We start from the raw sequence: 22,262 nt of genomic DNA on the forward strand, positions 1-22,262 counted from the left end.
AGTGCACGGCACCGCATGTTCTCGGTCAGGTTCCACCGGCGATTACCCGCCGGAGTGGCGCGACGACGGCAGCTGCTCTCTCCGGCTGAGCGGGCCCTGCGGGGCCCGAGGCCACTCGTGCCGTTCGGCACCGGTCCCCACGTGGGGAGGGACCGGAGCCGAACGGCACGGGGGCACCGTTCTTCGTGGGGTTCCGTGACACCTGGAGTGAGACGCCCTGCTCTCTTCCGCGCGGTGTCGCCCTGGGCCGCCGCGCCCCTGAGATGAGGACTCCGCGCGTCCTCAGTGCCGTAGCCGGCCCGCCGTACGTGCCGCCTCGACCGCCTGTTCCTCCGCGTCGTCGGCCGCCGTGTTCAGCGCCGTGTCCTGGCCCGCCGCGGTACCGCCGGCCGCCACGGCTACCGCCCGGTGTCCGCGAGGGCGGCGAGGGACTGGGCTTCGCCGGCCGGCCGTGTGGGTCGGTTGGCTGCGGCTTCGTCGGGGCCGGGTGCGCAGTCCCGCGCGCCCCCATGGGGGCGCTCACGCACCGTCGGGTCAGGTGAACAGTCCCAGTGCCGAGTCCAGGGACCAGGTCTGCCAGCACATGGCGAAGAGGCCGACGGCGGAGACCAGGGCCATCATCAGGTTCTGTCCCTGCTCCGCCCAGTCGTGGATCATGAGGGTCAGGTAGATCAGGTTGAGCAGGAACCCGGCCACCAGGGCGATCGGTGTGAGGAAGCCGAAGGCCAGGCCGAGGCCGAGGGCCAGCTCCGCGTACGCCACCACGTAGGCCATCAGCCGGGGGCGGGGCGCGACGACGACGTCGAAGCCCCGCCGGACCACCGGCCAGCGGTGCTTCTCCGCGACACCGGCCGCCCACCGGATGCCCCCGCCGCCGAACCACTGCTTCTTGTCCTTGTGCCGCCAGCTCTCCAGCCACCACAGACCGAGTCCGATGCGGAGCACCGCGAACCACTCGGCACCGCTCAGCAAGGCTGATCGCATCCCGCACCCTCCCCGGATCCCTCACTCGTCTGACGATCCGTCAGTTCAGCGGAAGGCGGCGCGAGCCGCAAGAGGTCCGACGGCTCTTGCTGGCACCGGATCCTGGGCCTAGCCTGAAAGCCGAACCGAAATCTGATGGTCCGTCAGTTAATCGGGCATCCAAGCAGGCAGCAGGGGGTAGGCATGGCAGAGAACGCGACCGGCACCCAGGATCTGCCCAGGGTCGTCAGCGTGGACGACCACGTGATCGAGCCCGCGCACCTCTTCGAGAGGTGGCTGCCGGGCAAGTACCGCGACAGGGGCCCCAAGCCCTTCACCGCCGGCATCGGCGAACTCGCCTACGTCGGCGGCAAGTACCGCTTCACCACCGACCCCGAGGGCCAGATCACCGACTGGTGGGAGTACGAGGGCCTGCTCTTCCCCTACAAGCGGATCATCGCGGCCGTCGGCTTCTCCCGGGACGAGATGACGCTCGACGGCATCACCCGGGAGCAGATGCGGCGCGGCTGCTGGGACCCCAAGGCCCGCCTCGACGACATGGACATGAACCATGTGGAGGCCTCCCTCTGCTTCCCCACCTTCCCCCGCTTCTGCGGGCAGACCTTCGCCGAGGCCGACGACAAGGAGGTCGCGCTGGCCTGCGTCCGCGCCTACAACGACTGGATGGTCGAGGAGTGGTGCGGCGACAGCGGCGGCCGGCTGATCCCGCTGTGCCTGATCCCGCTGTGGGACATCGAGCTGGCCGTCGCCGAGATCCGGCGCAACGCCGAGCGGGGCGTCCGCGCGGTCACCTTCAGCGAGATCCCCACCTATCTGGGCCTGCCGTCCATCCACTCCGGCTACTGGGACCCGTTCTTCGCGGTCTGCGAGGAGACCGGGACGGTCGTCAACATGCACATCGGCAGCAGTTCCCAGATGCCCGCCGCCTCGCCCGACGCCCCGCCCGCCGTACAGGCCTCGCTGAGCTTCAACAACGCCATGGCCTCGATGATGGACTTCCTCTTCTCCGGGGTTCTGGTGCGGTTCCCCCGGCTCAAACTGGCGTACAGCGAGGGCCAGATGGGCTGGATCCCGTACGCCCTGGAACGCGCCGACGACGTCTGGGAGGAGCACCGCGCCTGGGGCGGGGTCAAGGACCTGGTCCCGGAGCCCCCGTCGACGTACTACTACCGGCAGATCTTCTGCTGCTTCTTCCGCGACAAGCACGGCATCGAGGCGATCGAGACGGTCGGTGTGGACAACGCGACCTTCGAGACGGACTACCCGCACGTCGACTCGACCTGGCCGGAGACCAAGCGGGTCGCCCAGGAACACGTGGGCGGGCTGGCCCCGGAGGTGGCCTACAAGCTGCTGCGCGGGAACGCGATCCGGATGCTGGAGCTGCCCTTCACGTAACCCGGTTCGGCGGGGCGTCCGGTGGGCAGGGGACTTCCCATGAAGGTCTCCGTCGACGCCGAGGTCTGTTATGGGTCGGGTGAGTGTGCCTTCCGGGCACCCGCCGTGTTCGGCTTCGAGGACGGGTACGGTTTCGTCCTGCCCGGACGGGAGGAGTCCGGGGACGACGAACTGATCCGGGACATCGCCGAACGCTGCCCCTCCCAGGCGATCCGGATCAACGGGAAAAGGGTCACTGACTAGCGGATGAGCACCCCCGGCACGGAACCCAGCGGACCCTCCGGACCCAGCGGAGCCTCCGGACTAAGCGGAGCCTCCGGACTAAGCGGACCCTCCGGACCCAGCGGAGCCTCCGGACCCGGCGGACTCACCCGAGCCACCGGACTCGGCGGACCCGGCGGGTTCACTGAACTCCTGGCCACCCTCGGCCGCGGCTACGTCCGCGGCTTCCCGGGGCCCTGGGGCAAGACCCTCGCCGCCCGCGCGCTCAACCCCTACCTGAGGGACCACCCGCGCCGACGGGTCGTCGAGACGCGCTCCGGCGCCCGGTTCGCGGTCGACACGCAGGACCTCATCCAGCGCTACCTCTACCTCTTCGGGGTGTGGGAACCGCACATGACCCACTGGCTGCGCGGCAGACTGGCGCCGGGGGACTGCTTCGTCGACGTAGGCGCCAACATCGGCGTCTTCAGCGTCCTCGCCTCCCAACTGGTCGGGGAGCAGGGCCGGGTGGTCGCCGTCGAGGCCTCCCCCGCCTTCCACCGCCGCCTCGAACAGCAGGGCGCGCTCAACGGCTGCCGGAACATCCGGGCGGTCAACGCCGCCGTCTCCGACGCCCACCGCACCCTGACCTTCGTGCTCGCCAGCTCCCGCAACATGGGCGCCAACAGCATCGTTCCGTGGGACGGTCCGGCCGAGTCGAGCTTCGACATCGAGGCCGTGCCGCTGCCCGAGCTGCTGCGGCCGGAGGAGATCGAGACCGCGCGGGTCATCAAGATCGACGTGGAGGGCGCCGAGGGGGCGGTGGTGCGGGGGCTGGCGCCGCTGCTGGAGAAACTGCGCCCGGACGCCGAGATCACCGTCGAGGTCACCCCCGACCGCATGGCCCAGCTGGGCGACTCGGCGGACGACCTGCTGCGCACCATGACCGACGCCGGCTACCACGTCTACCGGCTCGCCAACAGCTACGCGGCCGACAGCTACCCCAGGGCGCTGTACGGGAAGCCGATGCCCCCGGTCCGCTGGGACCGACCGCTGACCGAGGAGAGCGACCTGGTGTTCTCCCGGATCGACGCGGCGACGCTTTAGCCGGGCGCAGGTGCTCTCCGGTCGGCCGCACGCGGGCGCCTTCCGACCGGCGCCGGCGCACGTGTGCCTTCCCGTCGGCGGCCGGGTGCGGGTGCTCTCTAGTCGGCCGCTGTCGTCGGGTACCGCCAGTCGGACTCCGCCAGCGCCTGTGCCCGGGCCGCCACGACCGCCATCCTGGCCTGCCGTTCGGCCGGGTCGGTATGGGCCGGCCGGCTGGTGACCTGGCCCGGCCACTTGCGGTAGAGCAGCCCGGTCTCCGCCGTGAACCAGCCCCGGCTCACCGCGTTCAGCGCCAGCAGCAGTCCGGTGTCCTCGGAGGCTGGCAGCGCCATCCAGCCGCCCAGGGCGAGCAGCAGTTCGCGGCGGACGAAGAGACTGGCCGGGTGGACCGGGGCGCGGAAGTCGTTCGCCGTCCAGAAGCCGAGCACCGCGCCGCGCTCGATCGGCCCCTCCGCCGGGTCGCCGGGGAAGCCGGCCGTGGAGCCGTCGGGCAGCAGATCGAGGACGCGTGAGGTGGCCCAGCCGACCGCCGGGTGGTCCTCGAGGACGGCCAGATCGCGGTCCAGCGTGCCCGGCGTGAGCTGGTCGTCGGCGTCGAGGATCTTGACGTACGACCCCTCGGCCCGGGCCAGCGCGAGGGTACGGGCGACACCGGGACCGCCGGTGCGGCCCTGCCGGAACGACACCCGGGCGTCGTCCGGGACGTACGGGCGGACCTCGTCGCCGTAGCCGTCCTCCTGGACCAGCCACTGCCACTCCCAGCCGTCCGGCAGCCGCTGCTCGCACAGAGACTTGTACGCCTCCGGCAGGAAACGGGCCGACGGCGCGTGGACCGCGGTGACGACGGTGACGCACCGGCTCACGGCGGCGCTCACCACCTTTCCAGGTGTGTGGTGAAGAGCAGTTCCGTGCGGTCGCCCGGAAGCGTGACGACGGAGATGTCCACGATGCGGTCGCGGATGTCGTACGACGTCTTGCGCAGCAGGATCACCGAGGTGCCGGCCGGCAGGTCCAGCTCCCGGGCCTCCTCGGGCGTCGGCGGCCGGGCGGTGAAGCGTTCCTGGACACGGGCGACCTCGATGCCGACGGTGTGCAGCTGGTTCTGGGTGCCGCCCGGCCAGGGCTCCCTGGTCTCGTCGAGGAGCGCGGGGTTCGCCGCGATCATGTCCCGGACGAGATAGGAGCTCACCAGGCTGAAGGGCGCGGATTCGGCCGAGTACCGGGTCCGGTAGGTGCGTTCCAGGAGCACCGTGCCCTCGGGCACCCCGAACGCGTCGGCGAGGTCGCTGGGCGCGATCAGCTCGCGGTACCGGGCGAAGAAGACCAGGTCGTCGAGGACCAGCCCGGTCTCGTGCTCGGTGGCGCCGGTCGCGGCCCGGATGGCCTCCGGCATCCTGGCGCGGTCCTTCTCCCACTGGTGCCGGGTGTTGTCGCGGATCGCACGGGTGCGGGGCCTGCGCACGAAGGTGCCGGTGCCGTGCCGCTTGTCGATCAGACCCTCCGCGCTCAGCAGCCGCAGCGCGTTCTGGATCGTGGGCACGCTCCGGCCGTGGTGCCGGGCCAGCTCCGCCTCGGAGGGCAGCCGCGCACCGGGCTTGAGCTCGCCGTCCCTGATGGAGCGGCGGAGGTCGTCGGCGATCTCCTCGTACGCCTTGGGCACGGCTTCAGCCTACGACTCCTCAAGAGGAGTTGAAGAGTCGAGCGCCCCACCGACGAGGCCGGACACGGCCGACGGGCCGGGATCGTGCCGACGCGGCCGGACACGTTGTCGATGGGGCCCGGACACGTGTCGATGGGGGCCGGACCCGCTCCGACCGGGGGCGGACACGTGTCGATGGGGGCCGGACCCGCTCCGACCGGGGGCGGACACGTGTCGATGGGGGCCGGACCCGCTCCGACCGGGGCCGGACATGCGAAGACCCGCGGCCGGGTCCCGGTCGCGGGTCTGTGTCGCAGTAGGCGCTGGTACGTACGCAAGTCGCCCTTGCGCCGTTGCGTCTGAGCCGTCTGGGGAGGATCAGCAGTCGAGGTTCGCCGCGGGGGGTTCGGCCGGGTCGTCCGATTCGGTCGTGTCCAGGGGCCGCTGGCGGCAGCCGGGGGTCTTTCCGTGAGCCTCGGCCCGGATGCGCTGCTTCATCGTGGGGGGCAGGGACCTGGCTTGGGACCAGAGCCAGTGGGTCTGTGCCGGGATCATCACCCGGCCGGCCGGGCTGTGGTCGTCGCCGCTGCTGTTGCGCGGGGTCTCGGCCTGCGGTACCGCGGTGGCGGTGGCGGCGGAGACGAGTCCGAGCGCCGTGCACAGCGCGAGGAAGGCGGTGACGAAGGCGGTCCACAACTTCATGACCTTGGCGTGCCGAGCCATGGCCCCTCACTTTCGGGTTGGGCGATTTGCGTACTTTCCTCATGATGTGTATGGGGATCGCGAAGTGGGGGACGTCGACCTGTGGCGCGGCGATGTTCCGATGAACACCACTCGGACGGACGCAAGAGGGCCGAAAAATCAGAAGAAAGGACCCCGAAGACGGACGAGCGGGAGCAAAGTAACCGTCCGTGGGGGTGTGATCACCCTCCGATCGGAACGGCCCGGCCTCGTGCGACGCGACGGGCAACACCTTGTGGTGAGCCGGAGTTGGGGCCGGATGCCAGGTCACCGATCGATATCGGTCGGTGTGTATAGTCGGGCGCCAGAGGTCCCCTACGTCAAGGAAGAGACGAGGTCGCGCGGTGAAGAAGCTTCTCCTGGTCGCACTGGCCGCCATCGGCGGGCTCCTCGTGTACCGCCAGATCCAGGCGGATCGCGCCGAGCAGGATCTGTGGACGGAGGCGACTGACTCCGTGCCCACGGGTTCGTGAGTACCGACAACGAACGACACTGAGACCCCGACCGCCTCGCGGTCGGGGTTTTGCGTTGTCAGGGGTCCCTGGGGTGCGAGGGGGGCGTTTCGGACGGTCATACGAATCGCCGGGTGGCGCGGGGGCGTGCGCGGCAGTATGGGGCCGGTCCGGGACTTCGACGGCTGACGAGCGACGGCTGGGGGCGCGCGTGATACGGCGGTGGCGTACGGCGGTGGGACGGCGGGGCATCGGCAGGACGGCCGCCCTCGCACTGGCGGCCCTGCTGACGGCATTGCTGCCGGCCTCTCCGGTTGCGGCGGACGGCGGCAGCGGCTATGCCTTCGCCCCGGACGCCCGCACGATCACCGGAGCGACGGGTACCGCGGCCGCCGTACCGCTGGAGCCCGGCACGACCTACCGCAGCACCCTGCCGGAGAAGGGCGAGCTGTACTTCCGTCTGGAACTCGCCGCCGGCAGCACGGCCTACGTCCCGGTGACCGCCGTGCCGCCGGCCGACGCCACCGTCTCCGCGAGCGACGGAATCGGGGTCTCCATCGAGGACGCCAACGGTGTCTCCTGCGGCTACGACGGCGCCCGCTTCGGCGCCGGACTGAGCCCCCGGCCGGTCACGGCGCTGGGACGGCGGGACACGGGCAAGGCGCTCTGCCAGGACGCGGGCACCTACTACGTGATCGTCGAGCGGCTCGCGTCCGGCTCGCGGACCACGACCCCGGGCAGCTGGGACCTGGAGATCGCCCCCGTCACCGAACCGGGCCTGGCCAGGGCCGGCGCCACCACCGCCCCCGGGGCCTGGAACTCCGCCTCCCCCGAGCCGCTCACCAAGGACCCCCACCGCCGCACCGCTGGCGCCGGCTTCGCCACGGCCCGCACCCTGGGCACGGGCGTCTGGCAGACCGGCATCACCCCGGGCCAGACCCTCTACTACGCGGTCCCGGTCGACTGGGGACAGCAACTGCACGCCACCGTCGAACTGGGCAGCACCGGCGGCGACACCCACGGCTACGTCAGCGCCGCGCTCAACCTCTCCCTCTACAACCCGGTCCGCGGCTACGTCGACGACCTCTCCCTCGGCTACGACGGCACCCAGAAGGCGTCTTCGCTCGCCCCGCTGCCACCCGTGGCCTACGCCAACCGGTACGCCGTCTCCGGCGAGGAGAACTCCGTCCGCTTCGCCGGCGCCTACTACCTCGTCGTCCACCTCACCGGGCAGACGGCGGACACGTTCGGGCCGGGGCCGTACGACGTGACACTCCGGGTCCGCGTCGACGGAACCCCGAACTCCGGTCCCGGATACGCCGGTTCACCCGTCCCGAAGGGTGTCTTCGACCCGCCGTCGGTCCAGGGCGGCGGCCTGGCGGCCGCGGTCGGCGACCACGACACGACGGCGATGCGGGTGCTCGCGGCCGGTGGGATCGGCACGGGCACGGCCCTGTTGCTCGTCCTGGGCGTGTGGACGCTGACCGCCCGCCGCGCTCAGATCCGGGTCAACGCCCAGAAACCCACGGCGTAACAGGCCAGCGCCAGCAGCAGGATGGGCACGGCGGCCTTCGCGGGCGGCCCGGGCCGACGCACCCGCCGCCGACGCCGTCCGTGGGTACGCACCGACAACTGCGATACCTGCGACGCCGGTTGCGGGTCACGGGCGGTGTAGGTGGCCGTGTCGGTGGGGTCGGTATGCGGCCGGGCCGGGGGGAGGGGTTGCGCGGGGGGCCAGGGGGTGTGGGGCTGCGGGACGGCGAGGGCCGGGAGCTCTTGCGGCTGCGGCTCCGGTCGTGGCTGCGGTTCGGATTCCGTTCGTGGCCGCGACCGCGGCTGCTGGTGGGCGGTGTACGGCGGGTACGGCGGTGTGGGCTGCGGCGGTTCCGCGTATGGGGCGGGAGGTACCGGCGTCTGGGGCGGTGGGAGCCGGAAGCTGCCGGTGTCGGACATGCCGGGGGCCGAGCGAGAGCCGATGGGATCGGCGGGGGTGGCCGGGGGTGCGTCCGTGCTTCCTGCCTGGGCCCCGGTTGCCGAGTCGGGGTAGGTGGAGGTGGGGGTTGGGGTGGCCGGAGGTGCGTCCGTGCTTCCTGCCTGGGCTCCGGCCGCCGAGTCGGGGTCCGTGCCGGTTGGTGTGCCCGATACGGGCTCCGGTGCCCTGTCCGATGCGGGCTCCGGTGCCCTGCCGGAAGCTGCCTCCGGTGCCGTGCCGAAGGCGGTCTCTGGCGTTGTGCCGGATGCGGATTCCGGTGTCGTGCCGTAACCCGTCGGGGTGGACGCCTCGGACGCCCTCCCCTTTTCCGCCGTCGGGTCCGAACTCGAGCTCGTTCCTGTCACCGCGGCCGGATCCGCGGCGGCCTCCGCCCCCGCGGCCGTACCAGGGGCAGCCCCCGAACCCGCGGCCGCCTCCGTCGTACTCCCGGCGGCCCGCGTTCCCGTCCCCGCCGTCCCTGTCGTACCCGTCGTATTCCGCGTCGTATCGACCCCCGACGCCACACGTAGTGGCCCCTCCGGCCCGAACCCCGGCGGAAGTGGCCCCAGTTGGTCGAAGATCTCGATCAACTCGTCGTCGATGCCCGGTTCCGGCAGGAGCTCCATGGCCTGGGCGAGGGCCTTGCGGGCGCCGGTGGCCGTGCGGAAGCGGGACTGGGGGTTGGGCTGGAGGAGGGTGGCGACGACCTGCCAGAGGGGGTCGGGGATGCCCTTGGGCGCTCCCGGCGTGCCGTGTTCGGCGAAGTGCTGGACGAGCGCCTTGGCGTCGGGCTTGGCGCCTTCCAGGAGGAACAGGGCGACCAGGCCGACGGCGAACAGGTCGGCCGCGAAGTCGGGCTCCGCGCCGAGTAGTTGCTCAGGAGCGATGTAACCCGGCGTGCCGACCACGAGGTTGGTCTCGGTCAACCGGGCCTCGCCGAACCGCATGGCGATGCCGAAGTCGGACAGACGCAGCCGCGGGCGGGCGGTACCGCTGGCCTCCAGCAGGATGTTCGCGGGCTTGATGTCCCGGTGGACCACGCCCTCGGCGTGCACCGCGGCGAGGCCGGAGAGGAGCTGGTCGAGGAGCGTGCAGACGAAACCCGGGGGCAGGGGACCGTAGTCCCCCACGAGGTGGACCAGCGAGCCGCCGGCGACCAGGTCCATCGTGAACAGGACCTTGTCGTCGTCGGCGGCCCAGCTGGCCGGAGCCAGGACATGGGGGTGGTCGATGCGCAGCGCCTGCTCCCGCACGAAGCGCAACAGCGCGTGGGCGTCGCTCTGCTGGAGCACCTTGGCGGCCACATAGCGCTTGCGCCGGTGGTCCCAGGCGCGCCACACGGCGCCCACTCCGCCATGACCGATCGGGTCGGCCAGTTCGTACCGGCCTGCGAAGACCTCACCCATGACTGCCCGTAGCCCTCCCCCTCTGGTCCCCCCTGCCCCGCACCCCCCTTGCCTTCCCCCGGATGAGCGATACGACCCCTCTCGCGTGACCCCCTCGGCCAGGGCCGGGCCCCGCCCGGTTCACCGGACCCCCTCCGGTGTACCGGGCCGTGGCTCAGCTCTGGTGCGACTGGTAGTGCGTGACCGCGTCCGAGGTGCGGCCGGCGCCGTAGACCCGGAGGAACTCCGCAAGCTCCGGATGGGTCGGAGTCAGCGTGTCCGCCGCCTCGATGATGTCACCGGCGGCGGCCACCGAGCGCAGCAGCGACTGGATCTCGCGGACCACCCGCTTGACCGTGGGCGCACCCGAACCGCTCGTCGTCTGCGTGGTGTTGCTGAGCACCGAGCCCCCCTGGGACTTCTTGATCTCGTCCATCCGCTCGGTCGCCTCGGCCGCGCTCACGCTGCCGTCCGCGACCTGCGCCGCCAGGTCCTGGAGCAGCTGCACCCGCTGGACCACGGCCGGGTTGCCGATCTTCGCCCGCTGTCCGCTCATCAGCTGCGACAGCATGGGCGCGGACAGTCCGAGGACCGCCGCGAGACGTGCCTGGTTGAGCCCCAGGTCGTCGATGAGCTTACGGAAGAGCGCCCCCAACGGCTCTCCGTACCAGTTCCGCTGCAGCTCCCGCGCTCTGGCGGTGGCTTCCTGCTGTGCGGCGTCCATTGCGTCTCCCCATCGCTTCCCCAAAAAATCCACGGTTCGCTACAGCGAACCCCGTCGAGCATCTTACGGAGCGTGGTCATCCGCGGGGACCCCCAATCTTTTTGTGAGGTACGGGGGGTGACCCGGTACTCTGGTCTGCGGCACCGACCAGCGGACCTTTCGCTGGGGCGGTGGCTTCCCGTACGGGGCCTTAGCTCAGTTGGTAGAGCGCCGTCTTTGCATGGCGGATGTCAGGGGTTCGACTCCCCTAGGCTCCACACTGTGAGACCCCTCTGAACTGCGGAAACGTGGTCAGAGGGGTCTTTTTTGTCCCCGTTTCCCGTCAGGATCCCGGTGGGGGGCGCCCGCCTGAGGTGACGGCTCGGATGGTCGATGCCCGGGCGGGACCCATGAGCACCATGCGTGCGTCGGTGGTCACTTCCTGTGAGCGGCCGCGTTCTCGCGTCCTCGCTGTGACTCGTGGCCGAGCGCTGGAGGGAGAGGTGGATCGCTTCGCCGGCTTCGATCGCCCAATACCGACGAACAGTGCCTTTTCCGGCGCGGGCGGTCGAGTTCGATGTTCTCTGGCTCGATTCCTGGCTCGACTCCCTGGTTCGTCATCCGTCGGTGTTCGCGGAGATCGCGGGGAGTTCGACAGTGATGCGGATTCCGCCGGCGGCGCGCGGGGTGAGGGTGAGGGTCCCGTCGTGTGCGCGGGTGATGGTCTTGACGATGGCCAGGCCGAGGCCGACGCCCGCGTGGCCGGTGCGTATGCGTTCGGTGCCGCGCTGGAACGGTTCGGTAAGCGTCGAGGCCAGCTGCGGGGTGATGTGCCGACCGGTGTTCTCGACGGTGAGCACCACGGTCCTGGGGCGGACGCCGGTATTGACCCACACGGTGCCCTGTTCCGGCACGTTGTGGACGATCGCGTTGTGCACGAGGTTCGTGGTCAGCTGCAGCAGGAGCGCCGGTGAACCGACCGCGGGGGTGAGGTCGCCGGAGGTCTCGATGGTGACGCCGTGCTTTTCCGCGAGGGGGAGGAGTGTTTCGGTGGCTTCCTCCGCCATGAGGGACAGGTCGACGTGCTCCCGGGTGAAGGACCGTTGGCCGGCGCGGCTGAGCAGCAGCAGGGCCTCGGTGAGGTCGATCGCTCTGGTGTTGACGGTGTTGAGCCGGTCGATGATTTCGCCGGCCTGGTGGTGTGGATCGCTGCGGGCCACGTCGAGAAGCGCCTTCGACACGGCGAGCGGGGTACGCAGTTCGTGAGAGGCGTTGGCCGCGAATCTCTGCTGTTCGGCGACGTGTGCCTCGAGCCGCGCGAGCATCGTGTCGAAGGTGTCGGCGAGTTCGCGGAACTCGTCCATGCGGCCCGGCAACCGGATCCGGTGGGCCAGCGATCCTTCCGTGGCCAGGCGGGTGGCGTCCGTGATGCGGGTCAGGGGGGCGAGCATCCGGCCGGCCAGGATCCACCCTCCCACGAGGCCGAACACGAGCAGGAACGTCAGTACGGCGACGGCCGTCGGGGCGAAGGTGCGCACGACGGCCAGGCGGTAGTCGGGCTCGATGATCAGCCCGGGGTGCGGCACCCGGTTCAGGAACACCCACACCGCCGCCAGCAGCAGGGCGCCGGCCAGCATGACGAACCCGGCGTAGCTGAGGGTGAGTTTGAGACGGACGCTCGGACCGGGGGCCCTAGCCACGGTCTCCGCCCTCGTGCCCGGCCTCCGGCTGGGTGTCGATGCGGTAGCCGACGCCCGGCACGGTGGCGATGACCCAGGGTTCGCCAAGACGCTTGCGCAGCGCCGAGACGGTGATGCGCACGGCGTTGGTGAACGGGTCGGCGTTCTCGTCCCAGGCGCGTTCCAGGAGTTCCTCGGCGCTGACGACACCGCCCTCGGCAACGACGAGGACTTCGAGCACCGCGAACTGCTTCCTGGTCAGCGCGACGTAGCGGCCGTTCCGGTAGACCTCTCTGCGGAACGGGTCAAGGCGCAGACCCGCGATGTCCCGCACGGGAGGCCTGTGGTGGGCCCGCCTGCGGTCGAGTGCCCTGAGCCTGAGCGCGAGTTCCTGGAGTTCGAACGGTTTCGTGAGGTAGTCGTCGGCGCCGAGTTCGAAACCGGATGCCTTGTCGTCGAGCCGGTCGGCCGCGGTGAGCATGAGGATCGGCATGCCGCTGCCGGAGGCCACGATGCGTTTGGCGATCTCGTCGCCGGAAGGCCCGGGGACGTCGCGGTCGAGGACGGCGATGTCGTAGCTGTTGATGCCCAGCAGCTTCAGAGCCGTGTCGCCGTCGCCCGCGATGTCAGCCGCGATCGCCTCCAGGCGCAGGCCGTCGCGGATGGCCTCCGCCAGATAGGGCTCGTCCTCGACGATCAGCACACGCATGTCATTGATGCTACGAGTCGGCACCTATCGTCCGTGTATCGAAAACGGCATACGCGTCGGCAACACCGCACCGCCTTGACTGGCGGCCATGACGTCAGGAACGGCCGGCTTTCGCCGCAGTAACCGAGGACAGACGATGACGCAGAGGGAGACGGCGAACACGGCCGATACGGCGGGTACAGCGGACGTGGCGGATACAGCGGGGGACGGACAGGACGGCGCCGGCCGCCGGGGCATCCGCAGCAGCGCCCCGCCCGGGCCCTGGAAACGTGGCCCCGTGCTCGCGGCGCTGGCGCTGCTGCTCGGCCTGCTCCTGCTCGGGCACGCCGAGATCCCGAACCGGATCGGCCACCTCGGCAGCCTGGTCGAGAGCCTCCTGCCATGGTTCGGCCTGTTCGTCCCGGTGCTGCTGGCCGGGGCGCTGTGGCGCCGCTCCGCCTCCGCGGTGGTCGCGCTGCTGCTGCCGGTAGTGGTGTGGCTGAACCTCTTCGGCGGGCTGCTCGGCGACAAGTCCCACCCGGGCGGCGACCTCACCGTGGCCAGCCACAACGTCGACGCCGACAACCCCGACCCGGCCGGCACCGCCCGCGCCCTGGCCGCCTCCGGCGTGGACGTGCTGGCCCTGGAGGAGCTGACCCAGCAGGCCACGGGCACGTACGAGAAGGTACTGGCGAAGGCCTACCCCTACCACGCCGTGCGGGGCACTGTCGGGCTGTGGAGCAGGCTGCCGCTGTCGGACACCCGGACGGTCGACGTCAAGACGGACCAGGGGCCGCTGGCGGACACCATCCCGGCCGACGCCAAGATGGAGTACAACCGGGCGCTGCGCACCACGGTGGCCACCGACCACGGGCCGCTGGCCGTGTACGTGGCCCACCTGGGATCCGTACGGTTGCTCCCCAGGACGGGCTTCTGGACGTCCCAGCGGGACGCCGGCGCGCAGGCCCTCGCCGACGCCGTCGCCGCCGAGCGGAACGAGCGCGTGGTACTGCTCGGCGATCTGAACGGCACCATGGACGACCGCGCGTTCGCCGACCTCACCGAGCAGGTGCACTCGGCCCAGGACGCGGCCGGCGACGGCTTCGGATTCAGCTGGCCGGCGAAGTTCCCGGTGGCACGGATCGACCAGGTCCTCGTCCGCGGCGTGCGGCCCCGGAGTTCCTGGGTACTGCCGGCGACCGGCAGCGACCACCTGCCGGTGGCGGCCGGAATCAGCTGGTGAGCACGCTTGCCGCCGACACCGCGTGAGGCACCCGACCGGCACGTCCGGAACATGTCGTCGGGGTATCGAAAACCGCGTACGTGCCGGCAACACCGCGCCGGCGAACCCCCCTGATCCGTGTGGGTCGAGGGGGGTTCGGTGGTTTCACGTGAAACGTCGGCTCAGCGGTTCTCGTCGTCCCGGGACGACTCCTCCTCCGCCTCCTTGGCCTGGACCTCGGGGTGCAGGGGAGAACTGCCGTCCACCGAACCGAGACGGCCCGAATCCGGCACCTCCGTGGCAGCGGGCGGCTCGACCAGCCAGTCCGGGTTGGCCTGCTTGTCCCACCACTTCCACGCGGCGAAGGCCGCACCGGCCAGCACGCCGAACACGGCGAACGCCTTGAACGCACGGCCGTACGACGAACGCCGCGCGTTCCTGCGCGCCAGCTTCTCGATCTCCTCGGCCGAGACATTGCCCCGCAGCGCGGCCAGCGCGGCGGCACCCCGCGCGGTGGCCTCGTCACGGACCGGGCCGGCCGCCGCCACGGCTTGCTCGAACTTCGGACGTGAGTAGTCAGCGGCCTGCCGGGCCGCCTTACGGGTCAGATCAGCGGCATCGTGCGCAGCCTGATCCACCATCGGTGGCACATGCGTCCGCGCCTGCTCCAGACGCGGCACAAGACGGGCGTCGTACTGGACGCGGGCCTGTTCAGCGGCCTGCGACACCACGGGCGCGAGCCGTACGCGTGCCTCCTGTGCGTAGTACGCGGCACGCTCCTTGGCCGTGTCGGCGTAGGGCGCCACCACTTCCGCGGCGTGCCGCACGCTGTCCTTCGCCGAGCTGGTCGCGGTGCGCACGCTCTCTTTGCGGGTCACGGGTTTCCTCCTCCTCGGTGGCGTACGGTAATTCGACTTTCCACCCTTTTAGGGATCATGCCTGCCGACGAGCCGAGCGGCGCGCGAGGACGGGCATACGGGTGCAACCAGAGCTAAGAGGGGCTTGTCGACGACAATGCCACGGATCGGCGCCCAGCGCTCCCGTCCGGAACGGCTCGAAGAGGATCGGGGGGACCCCGCCGGGTTTCCGCAAGCGATTCGTGAGGATCTGAGCAGGGACGCGCCAGGCGGGCCACCGGGCTGCCGTACCGTGCGAGGATCGTGAGGGCGAACCCAGCACCGGGTCACACCCGAGCACACGAGAGCACAACGGAAGGCGGACCGTGGCCGAGCAGCTCTACGCCACCTTGAAGACCAGCCTCGGCGACATCGAGGTCCGGCTCTTCCCGAACCACGCGCCGAAGACGGTCAAGAACTTCGTCGAACTGGCGCAGGGCGAGCGTGAGTGGACCCACCCGGCCACCGGCACGGTCTCCACCGACCCGCTGTACGACGGCACGGTCTTCCACCGGGTGATCGGCGGATTCATGATCCAGGGCGGCGACCCGGTCGGCACCGGCATCGGCGGCCCCGGCTACAAGTTCGAGGACGAGTTCCACCCCGACCTCCGCTTCGACCGCCCCTACCTGCTGGCCATGGCCAATGCCGGCCCCCGCACCAACGGCTCGCAGTTCTTCATCACGGTCAACCCCGCGCCCCACCTCAACCGCAAGCACACCATCTTCGGTGAGGTCGTCGACGCGGACAGCCAGAAGGTCGTGGACAGGATCGTCTCCGTCCCCGTCAGCGGGCCGAACAAGCGTCCCGAGAACGACGTCGTCGTGGAGACGGTCGTCGTCGAGAAGCGCGAGAGCTGATCCGTCAGAAGAAGGCGCCCAGCAGGTGGCGCCCGGCAGGAAACGCTCAGCAGGAACGCCCAGCAGGAAGCGCCCAGAAGGAAGCGCCCGAAAGGAAGCATCCGGAGGGAACCAAACGCCCCGCTCGTCCGTAAGGATGTGCGGGGCAGAGTATTGCCCACGACGAGCAAGGGGACCCCATGGAGGACCAGGCGACAGGCAGCGCGCGCGACGCCCACAGCCTGCCCATGTGCTATCGGCACCCGGACCGGGAGACGGGCGTGCGCTGCACCCGCTGCGAGCGCCCCATCTGCCCCGAGTGCATGGTCAGCGCCTCCGTGGGCTTTCAGTGCCCCGAATGCGTACGCGGCACCACCACCGGCCAGAGCGGGCCACCCCCGGCCGACACCCGCCCGCGCACCATCGCCGGCGGCACCGTCACCGCCGACCCCCGACTGCTCACCAAGATCCTGATCGGCGTCAACATCGCCGTCTTCCTGGTCCAGCTCTCCGTCGGAGACAGCTTCACCAACCGCTTCGACCTGATCGGCCAGGCCTGGTTCCCGCAGTACGGCGACATCGAAGGCGTCGCACAGGGCCAGTACTACCGACTGCTGACCGCGATGTTCCTGCACGACAGCTCGAACCCCATGCACATCGCGTTCAACATGCTCAGCCTGTGGTGGATCGGCGGCCCCCTGGAGGCCGCCCTCGGCCGCGCGCGGTACATCACGCTCTACTTCGTCTCCGGCCTGGCCGGCAGCGCCTTCACCTACCTGCTGGCCGCCCAGAACCAGCCCTCGCTCGGTGCCTCCGGGGCGATCTTCGGCCTCTTCGGCGCGACCGCGGTGCTCATCCGCCGGCTCAACTACGACATGCGGCCGATCATCGCCCTGCTGGTGATCAACCTCATCTTCACCTTCAGCGGCGGTATCGCCTGGCAGGCCCATATCGGCGGCCTGGTCGCCGGCGTCGTCACCGGATACGCGATGGTGCACGCCCCGCGCGAGCGTCGGAACCTCGTCCAGTACGGCACCTGCGCGCTGGTCCTGGTGGTGGCGCTCGTCCTGACGGTCGTCAGGACCGCCCAGCTCACCTGACGGGACTCCCCGCGCGCCCGGTTCACCCGCTCACGGCGGCTCGCCGCACCGATACCGAACCGTTGTCCACAGTCGGTGGCGGATCTTGTGCATAGCGTTCCCGCACAACTGCGCCCCCTGTCACTCACCTGCGTTTATGCAGGTCAGGCAGAGGGCGAACAGTCTTGCGGTGGGCGTTGTGGTAGTCGTACCGGCGTCAACGCCCTACGGGTTATCCACAGATCGTCTTCTTTTCCCCAGGTCCATGCACAGGCCTGTGGATAACTCAGTGAACAGTCCTGGGCAGAGCTACTTCCACTGCGTGGAGACGCCGAAGCCGGCGGCGATGAAGCCGAAGCCCACGACGATGTTCCAGTTGTCGAGGCTGTCGATGGGCAGCGAACCGTCGGTCACGTAGAAGACGACGATCCAGGCCAGTCCGATGAGGAACATGGCCAGCATCACCGGCGCGACCCAGGCACGGCTGTTCAGTTTGATGGCGGTCGCCTGCTTCGCCGGGGGCGGCGTGTAGTCGGCCTTCTTGCGGATACGTGACTTCGGCACGAGGGTCTCTCCTGTCGATGCGCTGCGTGGCCGCGCAGGTAACTGGGTCGGGCTCGGAGCAGCGTACAAGGGGACAGTAAGGGCGCACTGACCGCTCCCCCGGGCGTCCGTTAGCGTAGTGCTTCCGCGGCGCCGAAGGAGATAAGGGTACGTTGAGCAATTCTGCCGACTCCAACGCCACCGGATCAACGGGTACGGACCCGCGCCGCAAGGGTGGCTTCCGGCCGGTTCGGATTCTCACCGTCGCCGTCTTCGCCCTGGCCGGTCTTCTCTTCTTCACCAGCTTCAACACGGCCAAGGGCACCGACATCCGCTCGGACGACAACCTGCTGAAGCTGTCCGACCTGATCCAGGAGCGCAGCCGCAAGAACAAGGAGCTGGACGAGTCCAACGCGGGTTCGCGGAATCGGAACGAGAAGCTCGCCGAGCGTGACGACGGCTCCAGCAAGGCCCAGGACGACAAGCTCTCCGGTCTGGAGAAGGACGCGGGGACCCGCAAGCTCACCGGCGACGCGATCACCGTCACGCTGAACGACGCCCCTCCGAACGCCACGGCCAAGCTCCCCGGCTATCCCGAGCCGCAGCCCGACTACCTGGTGATCCACCAGCAGGACCTGCAGGCCGTGGTGAACGCCCTGTGGCAGGGCGGGGCCCAGGGCATCAAGGTGATGGACCAGCGGCTGATCTCCACCAGCGCGGTGCGGTGTGTGGGCAACACCCTGATCCTCCAGGGCCGGGTGTACTCGCCGCCGTACAAGATCCAGGCGGTGGGGGATCCGGCGAAGATGCAGCAGGCGCTGGCGGACTCCGAGGCGATCCAGAACTACATGGTGTACGTCAACGTGTACGGCCTCGGCTGGAAAGTCACCGAGGACGGGGCGGTGACTCTGCCGGGCTACTCGGGCACAGTGGATCTGCACTACGCGAAGCCTGTGGGGTAAGCAGCCCGTCGTCCTCTGGAGCCGCCGGTGCGCGTGATCGTCAGGACCGTCAGCGAGCTCTGCATCACCGTCGGTACGGTCATGGTCCTCTTCGTCGTGTATGTGCTGTTCTGGACCGGTGTGAAGGCCGACAGTGTCATGCACGACCAGATCGACCGGTTAGAGCGCCAGTGGTCGGACAGTGCCGCGGTGCACCCGACGGGCGGGGCGACCGCCGCCCCCGCCGAGCCGGCCGCGTACCACTACGGCAAGCCCTTCGCGATCATGTACATCCCCCGGTTCGGTTTCACGTGGAACAAGCCGGTCCTGGAGGGCACCGGCACCGATGTGCTGAAGAAGGGCCTCGCTCATTACGCCCGTACCGCCCGGCTGGGCCAGGAGGGCAACTTCGCGGTCGCCGGCCATCGGCGCACGTACGGCGACCCGTTCCTGCAGTTCCCGAAGCTGCGCAGGGGTGATGCGATCGTGCTCACGGACGGTACGACCTGGTTCACGTATCGGATCGACAAAGGCCCTTACAAAACAGTTCCGACGGACGTTGAAGTGATCGAGCCTGTGCCACGTAAGTCGGGGTACGGGCGTCCAGGCCGCTATCTCACCCTGACCACGTGCGATCCGGAATGGGGGCACAGTCATCGGCTGATCGTCTGGGCGCATCTGGACTCCACACAGCCTGTGGAGGCAGGCAAACCCAAGGCGCTGCGCCGTTAGTCTGGTGCAGTACGGCGGGATTCTGGTGCCGTGGTGGAACGGAAGGGACGGCATGTACGGCTGGATCTGGCGGCATCTGCCGGGCAACGCGTGGATGAGGGCGTTGATCTCATTCGTGCTGGTCCTGGCCGTGATCTATGTCCTCTTCCAGTACGTCTTTCCCTGGGCCGAACCGCTGCTGCCCTTCAACGATGTGACGGTGGACAACCAGTGAGCGCGCGGATTCTCGTCGTCGACAACTACGACAGCTTCGTCTTCAACCTGGTCCAGTACCTGTACCAGCTGGGCGCCGAGTGTGAGGTGCTGCGCAACGACGAGGTGTCGACGGAGCACGCCCAGGACGGCTTCGACGGCGTCCTGCTGTCGCCGGGCCCCGGCACGCCGGAGGAGGCGGGCGTCTGCGTGGAGATGGTCCGCCACTGCGCGGCCACCGGCGTCCCCGTCTTCGGCGTCTGCCTCGGTATGCAGTCGATGCAGGTGGCGTACGGCGGTGTGGTGGACCGGGCGCCGGAGCTGCTGCATGGCAAGACCTCGTTGGTGGAGCACGAGGGGAGGGGGGTCTTCGCCGGGCTGCCGAGCCCGTTCACCGCGACCCGCTACCACTCCCTCGCCGCCGAGCCGGCCACCGTGCTGGCCGAGCTGGAGGTCACGGCCCGCACTCACGACGGGATCATCATGGGCCTGAGGCACCGTGAACTCCCGGTCGAGGGCGTGCAGTTCCATCCGGAGTCGGTGTTGACCGAGCACGGGCACCGGATGCTGGCCAACTGGCTGGTGGAGTGCGGTGACCAGGGGGCCGTGGCGAGGTCGGCGGGGCTTGCCCCGGTGGTGGGCAGGGCCACGGCGTGACCGCGCTGCGCCCCGAGCGCGAGACCGACACCTCGTACGGGCGTCAGCCGTACGGGGGGTCGGGTGCGCTCGGGGACACGGCGTATCTCCCGCCGACGGACGATGAGACCGTGGCGCTGAGGATCCCCGATCCGCCGCCCATATCGGCTTCTGCGGGCACGGCAGCCTCATCTGCCCCTGGACCCCCGGGGGGTGGCCGAGCGGCCCGCAGAAAGGCCGCCAAGCGGCGTGGTGGCCGTCATGGCGGCGCACCGGAGATCGCGCCGGCGGAGAACAGTCCGTCGGGGCGGCCGCTCTCCCGGGTCGAGGCCCGTCGGCAGGCGCGGTTGCGCAAGCCGAGTCCCGCGGTCATGGCGAGCCGGGCGATAGGCGAGATGTTCATCACCACCGGCGTGCTGATGCTGCTGTTCGTCACCTACCAGCTGTGGTGGACCAACGTCCGGGCCCATGCCCAGGCGGGCAGCGAGGCGAGCAGCCTGCAGAAGGACTGGGCGAGCGGCAAGCGTGCGCCCGGTGTCTTCGCGCCCGGGCAGGGTTTCGCCATCCTGCACATCCCCAAGCTGGACGTGGTGGCGCCGATAGCGGAGGGCGTCAGCAACAAGAAGGTCCTCGACAAGGGCATGGTCGGTCACTACGGCGAGGGTGTGCTGAAGACCGCGATGCCGCAGGACAAGACCGGCAACTTCGGTCTCGCCGCGCACCGCAACACGCATGGTGAGCCGTTCCGGTACATCAACAGGCTGGCGGCTGGTGACGCGGTCGTGGTCGAGACGCAGGACGAGTACTTCGTGTACAAGGTGACGTCGATGCTGCCGGTGACGTCGCCGAGCAACGTGAGTGTGCTGGAACCGGTCCCGAAGGGTTCGGGCTTCACCCAGCCGGGCCGGTACATCACCCTGACCACCTGCACGCCGGAGTTCACCAGCAAGTACCGGTTGATCGTGTGGGGCAAGATGGTCGAGGAACGCCCGCGCAGCAAGGGCAAGCCAGACGCGCTCGTCGAGTAAGGGCAGAGGCAGAGGAACAGTGGCAGCGACCGCCGACGACACCGAAGAGCAGACCGACGTGCCGGACGAGGTGCCTGTGCCGGGCCGCCGGCCGATCGGCCCGATCGCGATGGCGGTCAGTGTCTTCGGCGAACTCCTCATCACGGCGGGCCTGGTGCTCGGCCTGTTCGTCGTCTACTCGCTGTGGTGGACGAACGTCATCGCGGACCGCAAGGCGGACCGGGAGGGTGACAAGGTCCGTGACACCTGGGCCCAGCAGGACACCGGTCCGGGCGCGCTGAACACGAAGAACGGCATCGGGTTCCTGCACGTGCCGTCCATGAGGAACGGCGAGGTGCTGGTCGAGAAGGGCACGTCGACGGACGTCTTGAACGACGGCGTGGCCGGCTACTACATCGACCCGGCCAAGGCCATGCTCCCCACCACCGGCAAGACCGGCAACTTCACCCTCGCCGCCCACCGCGACGGCCACGGCGCGAAGTTCCACAACATCGACAAGGTCAAGGTCGGCGACCCGATCGTCTTCGAGACGCGGGACAAGTGGTACGTCTACAAGGCGTACTCGATCCTCCCCGAGACCTCGAAGTACAACGTCAAGGTCCTCTCCCAGGTCCCCAAGGAGTCCGGCAAGACCAAGCCGGGCCACTACATCACCCTGACGACCTGCACACCGGTGTACACGAGCCGGTACCGGTACGTGGTGTGGGGCGAGTTGGTCCGCGTGCAGAAGGTGGACAGCGAGCGGACTCCGCCGAAGGAACTGAGCTGACTGAGCTCCTTGCAGGAGCTCGGTCACCTAGCATGGCGAAGGCCCGAAGCCGCAACCAACACTTGCGACTTCGGGCCTCGGTATGTCCCGTCCGGCTACTCCAGAACCCTGAGCGGCTCGTCGGCACGCCGACGGCAGGGGCGGTCGTCCCGGATCCCTTCGAGCCGCTTCAGCCGTGCATGGTGCTGGTGGAGCCGCCGCTCGATGCGCAGGGCGATCAGCTCTTGGCGGTGCTCGCCCGATGTCTCGATCAGGGCGTTGAACATGGGGACGACAGGCGTAGGCGGCCCAGGTACTCCATGGTTCTGCCCTTCTGCCGGGTTCAGGGCAGAGCGCTCGCACCCCACCCCATCCGATCAACGAGTCGGGATGAGGGAAGGCATGAGCGAGTGGGGAACTCATGTGCGGCGGGCGTGGACAAGGCAGAGCCCCGGCGTCC

Annotated in this window: 25 protein-coding genes and 1 tRNA gene; 15 read left to right on the forward strand and 11 right to left on the reverse strand. The window is 69.7% G+C overall.

The window, feature by feature from the left end:
• Positions 1 to 534 precede the first annotated feature (534 nt).
• Entirely contained in the window at positions 535 to 984 is a 450-nt protein-coding gene (locus tag ACZ4N4_RS14400; protein ID WP_467588165.1) for a DoxX family protein, read from the reverse strand.
• A 183-nt stretch (positions 985 to 1,167) separates the two neighbouring features.
• Here ACZ4N4_RS14400 and ACZ4N4_RS14405 point away from each other — a divergent pair, with 183 nt between their 5' ends.
• From ACZ4N4_RS14405 to ACZ4N4_RS14415, 3 genes are read left to right on the forward strand one after another with little or no spacing between them, the layout of a single operon-like run.
• Positions 1,168 to 2,379 carry an amidohydrolase family protein gene (locus tag ACZ4N4_RS14405; protein WP_467588168.1) on the forward strand — a complete coding sequence of 404 codons (1,212 nt, stop codon included), beginning with the start codon at positions 1,168 to 1,170 and terminating at the stop codon, positions 2,377 to 2,379.
• A gap of 39 nt (positions 2,380 to 2,418) precedes the next feature.
• Positions 2,419 to 2,622, forward strand: coding sequence for a ferredoxin (locus ACZ4N4_RS14410; RefSeq protein ID WP_467588171.1), 204 nt, complete (start codon positions 2,419 to 2,421; stop codon positions 2,620 to 2,622).
• Positions 2,623 to 2,625: 3 nt separating this feature from the next.
• Entirely contained in the window at positions 2,626 to 3,687 is a 1,062-nt protein-coding gene (locus ACZ4N4_RS14415; protein WP_467588174.1) for an FkbM family methyltransferase, read from the forward strand.
• A gap of 98 nt (positions 3,688 to 3,785) precedes the next feature.
• On the opposite strand, the gene ACZ4N4_RS14420 is transcribed toward ACZ4N4_RS14415, so the two are convergent.
• The 3 genes from ACZ4N4_RS14420 to ACZ4N4_RS14430 all read right to left on the reverse strand — a co-directional run bounded on the left by ACZ4N4_RS14420 (position 3,786) and on the right by ACZ4N4_RS14430 (position 6,049).
• Complete coding sequence (locus ACZ4N4_RS14420; protein WP_467588177.1) at positions 3,786 to 4,562, reverse strand: glycosyltransferase family 2 protein; 777 nt, start codon at positions 4,560 to 4,562, stop codon at positions 3,786 to 3,788.
• A complete protein-coding gene (locus ACZ4N4_RS14425; RefSeq protein WP_467588180.1) occupies positions 4,559 to 5,347 on the reverse strand; it encodes a GntR family transcriptional regulator in 789 nt (262 codons plus the stop codon). The genes ACZ4N4_RS14420 and ACZ4N4_RS14425 overlap by 4 nt, the downstream gene beginning before the upstream one ends.
• Positions 5,348 to 5,704: 357 nt before the next feature.
• Complete coding sequence (locus ACZ4N4_RS14430; protein ID WP_467588182.1) at positions 5,705 to 6,049, reverse strand: DUF6344 domain-containing protein; 345 nt, start codon at positions 6,047 to 6,049, stop codon at positions 5,705 to 5,707.
• A gap of 362 nt (positions 6,050 to 6,411) precedes the next feature.
• Here ACZ4N4_RS14430 and ACZ4N4_RS14435 point away from each other — a divergent pair, with 362 nt between their 5' ends.
• Positions 6,412 to 6,540: a DLW-39 family protein gene (locus ACZ4N4_RS14435; RefSeq protein ID WP_003999697.1), complete on the forward strand. Its 129-nt coding sequence runs from the start codon at positions 6,412 to 6,414 to the stop codon at positions 6,538 to 6,540.
• A gap of 190 nt (positions 6,541 to 6,730) precedes the next feature.
• The gene (locus tag ACZ4N4_RS14440) at positions 6,731 to 8,053 is read left to right on the forward strand and encodes a hypothetical protein (protein ID WP_467588186.1); all 1,323 of its coding nucleotides are present in this window, start codon (positions 6,731 to 6,733) and stop codon (positions 8,051 to 8,053) included.
• Here the strand turns inward: ACZ4N4_RS14440 and ACZ4N4_RS14445 are convergent.
• Both ACZ4N4_RS14445 and ACZ4N4_RS14450 read right to left on the reverse strand, forming a co-directional pair.
• The gene (locus tag ACZ4N4_RS14445) at positions 8,017 to 9,897 is read right to left on the reverse strand and encodes a serine/threonine-protein kinase (RefSeq protein WP_467588188.1); all 1,881 of its coding nucleotides are present in this window, start codon (positions 9,895 to 9,897) and stop codon (positions 8,017 to 8,019) included. The two genes, ACZ4N4_RS14440 and ACZ4N4_RS14445, sit on opposite strands and share 37 nt — an antisense overlap.
• 154 nt (positions 9,898 to 10,051) lie before the next feature.
• Positions 10,052 to 10,600: a helix-turn-helix domain-containing protein gene (locus ACZ4N4_RS14450; RefSeq protein ID WP_467588191.1), complete on the reverse strand. Its 549-nt coding sequence runs from the start codon at positions 10,598 to 10,600 to the stop codon at positions 10,052 to 10,054.
• Positions 10,601 to 10,784: 184 nt separating this feature from the next.
• Between ACZ4N4_RS14450 and ACZ4N4_RS14455 the strand changes: the two genes are divergently transcribed.
• Positions 10,785 to 10,857: transfer RNA gene (locus ACZ4N4_RS14455), tRNA-Ala, on the forward strand.
• Positions 10,858 to 11,196: 339 nt separating this feature from the next.
• On the opposite strand, the gene ACZ4N4_RS14460 is transcribed toward ACZ4N4_RS14455, so the two are convergent.
• Both ACZ4N4_RS14460 and ACZ4N4_RS14465 read right to left on the reverse strand, forming a co-directional pair.
• Positions 11,197 to 12,216 carry a sensor histidine kinase gene (locus ACZ4N4_RS14460; RefSeq protein WP_467589104.1) on the reverse strand — a complete coding sequence of 340 codons (1,020 nt, stop codon included), beginning with the start codon at positions 12,214 to 12,216 and terminating at the stop codon, positions 11,197 to 11,199.
• 55 nt (positions 12,217 to 12,271) lie between these two features.
• Positions 12,272 to 12,967 carry a response regulator transcription factor gene (locus tag ACZ4N4_RS14465; protein ID WP_467588194.1) on the reverse strand — a complete coding sequence of 232 codons (696 nt, stop codon included), beginning with the start codon at positions 12,965 to 12,967 and terminating at the stop codon, positions 12,272 to 12,274.
• A gap of 136 nt (positions 12,968 to 13,103) precedes the next feature.
• On the opposite strand from ACZ4N4_RS14465, the gene ACZ4N4_RS14470 reads away from it, so the two are divergent.
• Positions 13,104 to 14,189 (forward strand): endonuclease/exonuclease/phosphatase family protein, encoded by a 1,086-nt coding sequence (locus ACZ4N4_RS14470; protein WP_467588196.1) that lies wholly within the window; start codon positions 13,104 to 13,106, stop codon positions 14,187 to 14,189.
• A gap of 161 nt (positions 14,190 to 14,350) precedes the next feature.
• Here the strand turns inward: ACZ4N4_RS14470 and ACZ4N4_RS14475 are convergent, their stop codons facing one another.
• Complete coding sequence (locus ACZ4N4_RS14475; RefSeq protein WP_467588199.1) at positions 14,351 to 15,046, reverse strand: DUF5324 family protein; 696 nt, start codon at positions 15,044 to 15,046, stop codon at positions 14,351 to 14,353.
• A 344-nt stretch (positions 15,047 to 15,390) separates the two neighbouring features.
• Between ACZ4N4_RS14475 and ACZ4N4_RS14480 the strand changes: the two genes are divergently transcribed.
• Positions 15,391 to 15,924 carry a peptidylprolyl isomerase gene (locus tag ACZ4N4_RS14480; RefSeq protein WP_453568485.1) on the forward strand — a complete coding sequence of 178 codons (534 nt, stop codon included), beginning with the start codon at positions 15,391 to 15,393 and terminating at the stop codon, positions 15,922 to 15,924.
• Between the two features lie 179 nt (positions 15,925 to 16,103).
• Positions 16,104 to 17,003 carry a rhomboid family intramembrane serine protease gene (locus tag ACZ4N4_RS14485; RefSeq protein WP_467588202.1) on the forward strand — a complete coding sequence of 300 codons (900 nt, stop codon included), beginning with the start codon at positions 16,104 to 16,106 and terminating at the stop codon, positions 17,001 to 17,003.
• A gap of 288 nt (positions 17,004 to 17,291) precedes the next feature.
• Here the strand turns inward: ACZ4N4_RS14485 and crgA are convergent, their stop codons facing one another.
• Entirely contained in the window at positions 17,292 to 17,546 is a 255-nt protein-coding gene (gene crgA, locus ACZ4N4_RS14490; protein ID WP_046727637.1) for a cell division protein CrgA, read from the reverse strand.
• A gap of 152 nt (positions 17,547 to 17,698) precedes the next feature.
• Here crgA and ACZ4N4_RS14495 point away from each other — a divergent pair, with 152 nt between their 5' ends.
• From ACZ4N4_RS14495 to ACZ4N4_RS14520, 6 genes are read left to right on the forward strand one after another with little or no spacing between them, the layout of a single operon-like run.
• The gene (locus tag ACZ4N4_RS14495; RefSeq protein ID WP_453568489.1) at positions 17,699 to 18,487 is read left to right on the forward strand and encodes a DUF881 domain-containing protein; all 789 of its coding nucleotides are present in this window, start codon (positions 17,699 to 17,701) and stop codon (positions 18,485 to 18,487) included.
• Positions 18,488 to 18,514: 27 nt separating this feature from the next.
• On the forward strand, positions 18,515 to 19,198 hold the full coding sequence (locus ACZ4N4_RS14500; protein WP_467588206.1) for a class E sortase: 684 nt from the start codon (positions 18,515 to 18,517) through the stop codon (positions 19,196 to 19,198).
• Positions 19,199 to 19,250: 52 nt separating this feature from the next.
• Positions 19,251 to 19,412 (forward strand): hypothetical protein, encoded by a 162-nt coding sequence (locus ACZ4N4_RS14505; protein ID WP_467588209.1) that lies wholly within the window; start codon positions 19,251 to 19,253, stop codon positions 19,410 to 19,412.
• Entirely contained in the window at positions 19,409 to 20,047 is a 639-nt protein-coding gene (locus ACZ4N4_RS14510) for an aminodeoxychorismate/anthranilate synthase component II (protein WP_467588212.1), read from the forward strand. Before ACZ4N4_RS14505 ends, ACZ4N4_RS14510 begins: the two co-directional genes overlap by 4 nt.
• Positions 20,044 to 21,054: a class E sortase gene (locus ACZ4N4_RS14515; protein WP_467588215.1), complete on the forward strand. Its 1,011-nt coding sequence runs from the start codon at positions 20,044 to 20,046 to the stop codon at positions 21,052 to 21,054. Before ACZ4N4_RS14510 ends, ACZ4N4_RS14515 begins: the two co-directional genes overlap by 4 nt.
• A gap of 19 nt (positions 21,055 to 21,073) precedes the next feature.
• Positions 21,074 to 21,823, forward strand: coding sequence for a class E sortase (locus ACZ4N4_RS14520; RefSeq protein ID WP_467588218.1), 750 nt, complete (start codon positions 21,074 to 21,076; stop codon positions 21,821 to 21,823).
• A gap of 95 nt (positions 21,824 to 21,918) precedes the next feature.
• Here ACZ4N4_RS14520 and ACZ4N4_RS14525 read toward each other — a convergent pair whose 3' ends face one another.
• On the reverse strand, positions 21,919 to 22,089 hold the full coding sequence (locus ACZ4N4_RS14525) for a hypothetical protein (RefSeq protein ID WP_467588221.1): 171 nt from the start codon (positions 22,087 to 22,089) through the stop codon (positions 21,919 to 21,921).
• Positions 22,090 to 22,262: the final 173 nt, after the last annotated feature.

The organism is Streptomyces sp. NPDC026538 (assembly GCF_055567535.1).

Bases quoted from the DNA above. Each gene is read 5' to 3' on its own strand.
- ACZ4N4_RS14400 (WP_467588165.1), bottom strand. From the start codon at position 984: ATGCGATCAGCCTTGCTGAGCGGTGCCGAGTGGTTCGCGGTGCTCCGC.
- ACZ4N4_RS14405 (WP_467588168.1), top strand. From the start codon at position 1,168: ATGGCAGAGAACGCGACCGGCACCCAGGATCTGCCCAGGGTCGTCAGC.
- ACZ4N4_RS14410 (WP_467588171.1), top strand. From the start codon at position 2,419: ATGAAGGTCTCCGTCGACGCCGAGGTCTGTTATGGGTCGGGTGAGTGT.
- ACZ4N4_RS14415 (WP_467588174.1), top strand. From the start codon at position 2,626: ATGAGCACCCCCGGCACGGAACCCAGCGGACCCTCCGGACCCAGCGGA.
- ACZ4N4_RS14430 (WP_467588182.1), bottom strand. From the start codon at position 6,049: ATGGCTCGGCACGCCAAGGTCATGAAGTTGTGGACCGCCTTCGTCACC.
- ACZ4N4_RS14445 (WP_467588188.1), bottom strand. From the start codon at position 9,897: ATGGGTGAGGTCTTCGCAGGCCGGTACGAACTGGCCGACCCGATCGGT.
- ACZ4N4_RS14450 (WP_467588191.1), bottom strand. From the start codon at position 10,600: ATGGACGCCGCACAGCAGGAAGCCACCGCCAGAGCGCGGGAGCTGCAG.
- ACZ4N4_RS14460 (WP_467589104.1), bottom strand. From the start codon at position 12,216: ATGCTGGCCGGCGCCCTGCTGCTGGCGGCGGTGTGGGTGTTCCTGAAC.
- ACZ4N4_RS14465 (WP_467588194.1), bottom strand. From the start codon at position 12,967: ATGCGTGTGCTGATCGTCGAGGACGAGCCCTATCTGGCGGAGGCCATC.
- ACZ4N4_RS14470 (WP_467588196.1), top strand. From the start codon at position 13,104: ATGACGCAGAGGGAGACGGCGAACACGGCCGATACGGCGGGTACAGCG.
- ACZ4N4_RS14485 (WP_467588202.1), top strand. From the start codon at position 16,104: ATGGAGGACCAGGCGACAGGCAGCGCGCGCGACGCCCACAGCCTGCCC.
- ACZ4N4_RS14505 (WP_467588209.1), top strand. From the start codon at position 19,251: ATGTACGGCTGGATCTGGCGGCATCTGCCGGGCAACGCGTGGATGAGG.
- ACZ4N4_RS14525 (WP_467588221.1), bottom strand. From the start codon at position 22,089: ATGTTCAACGCCCTGATCGAGACATCGGGCGAGCACCGCCAAGAGCTG.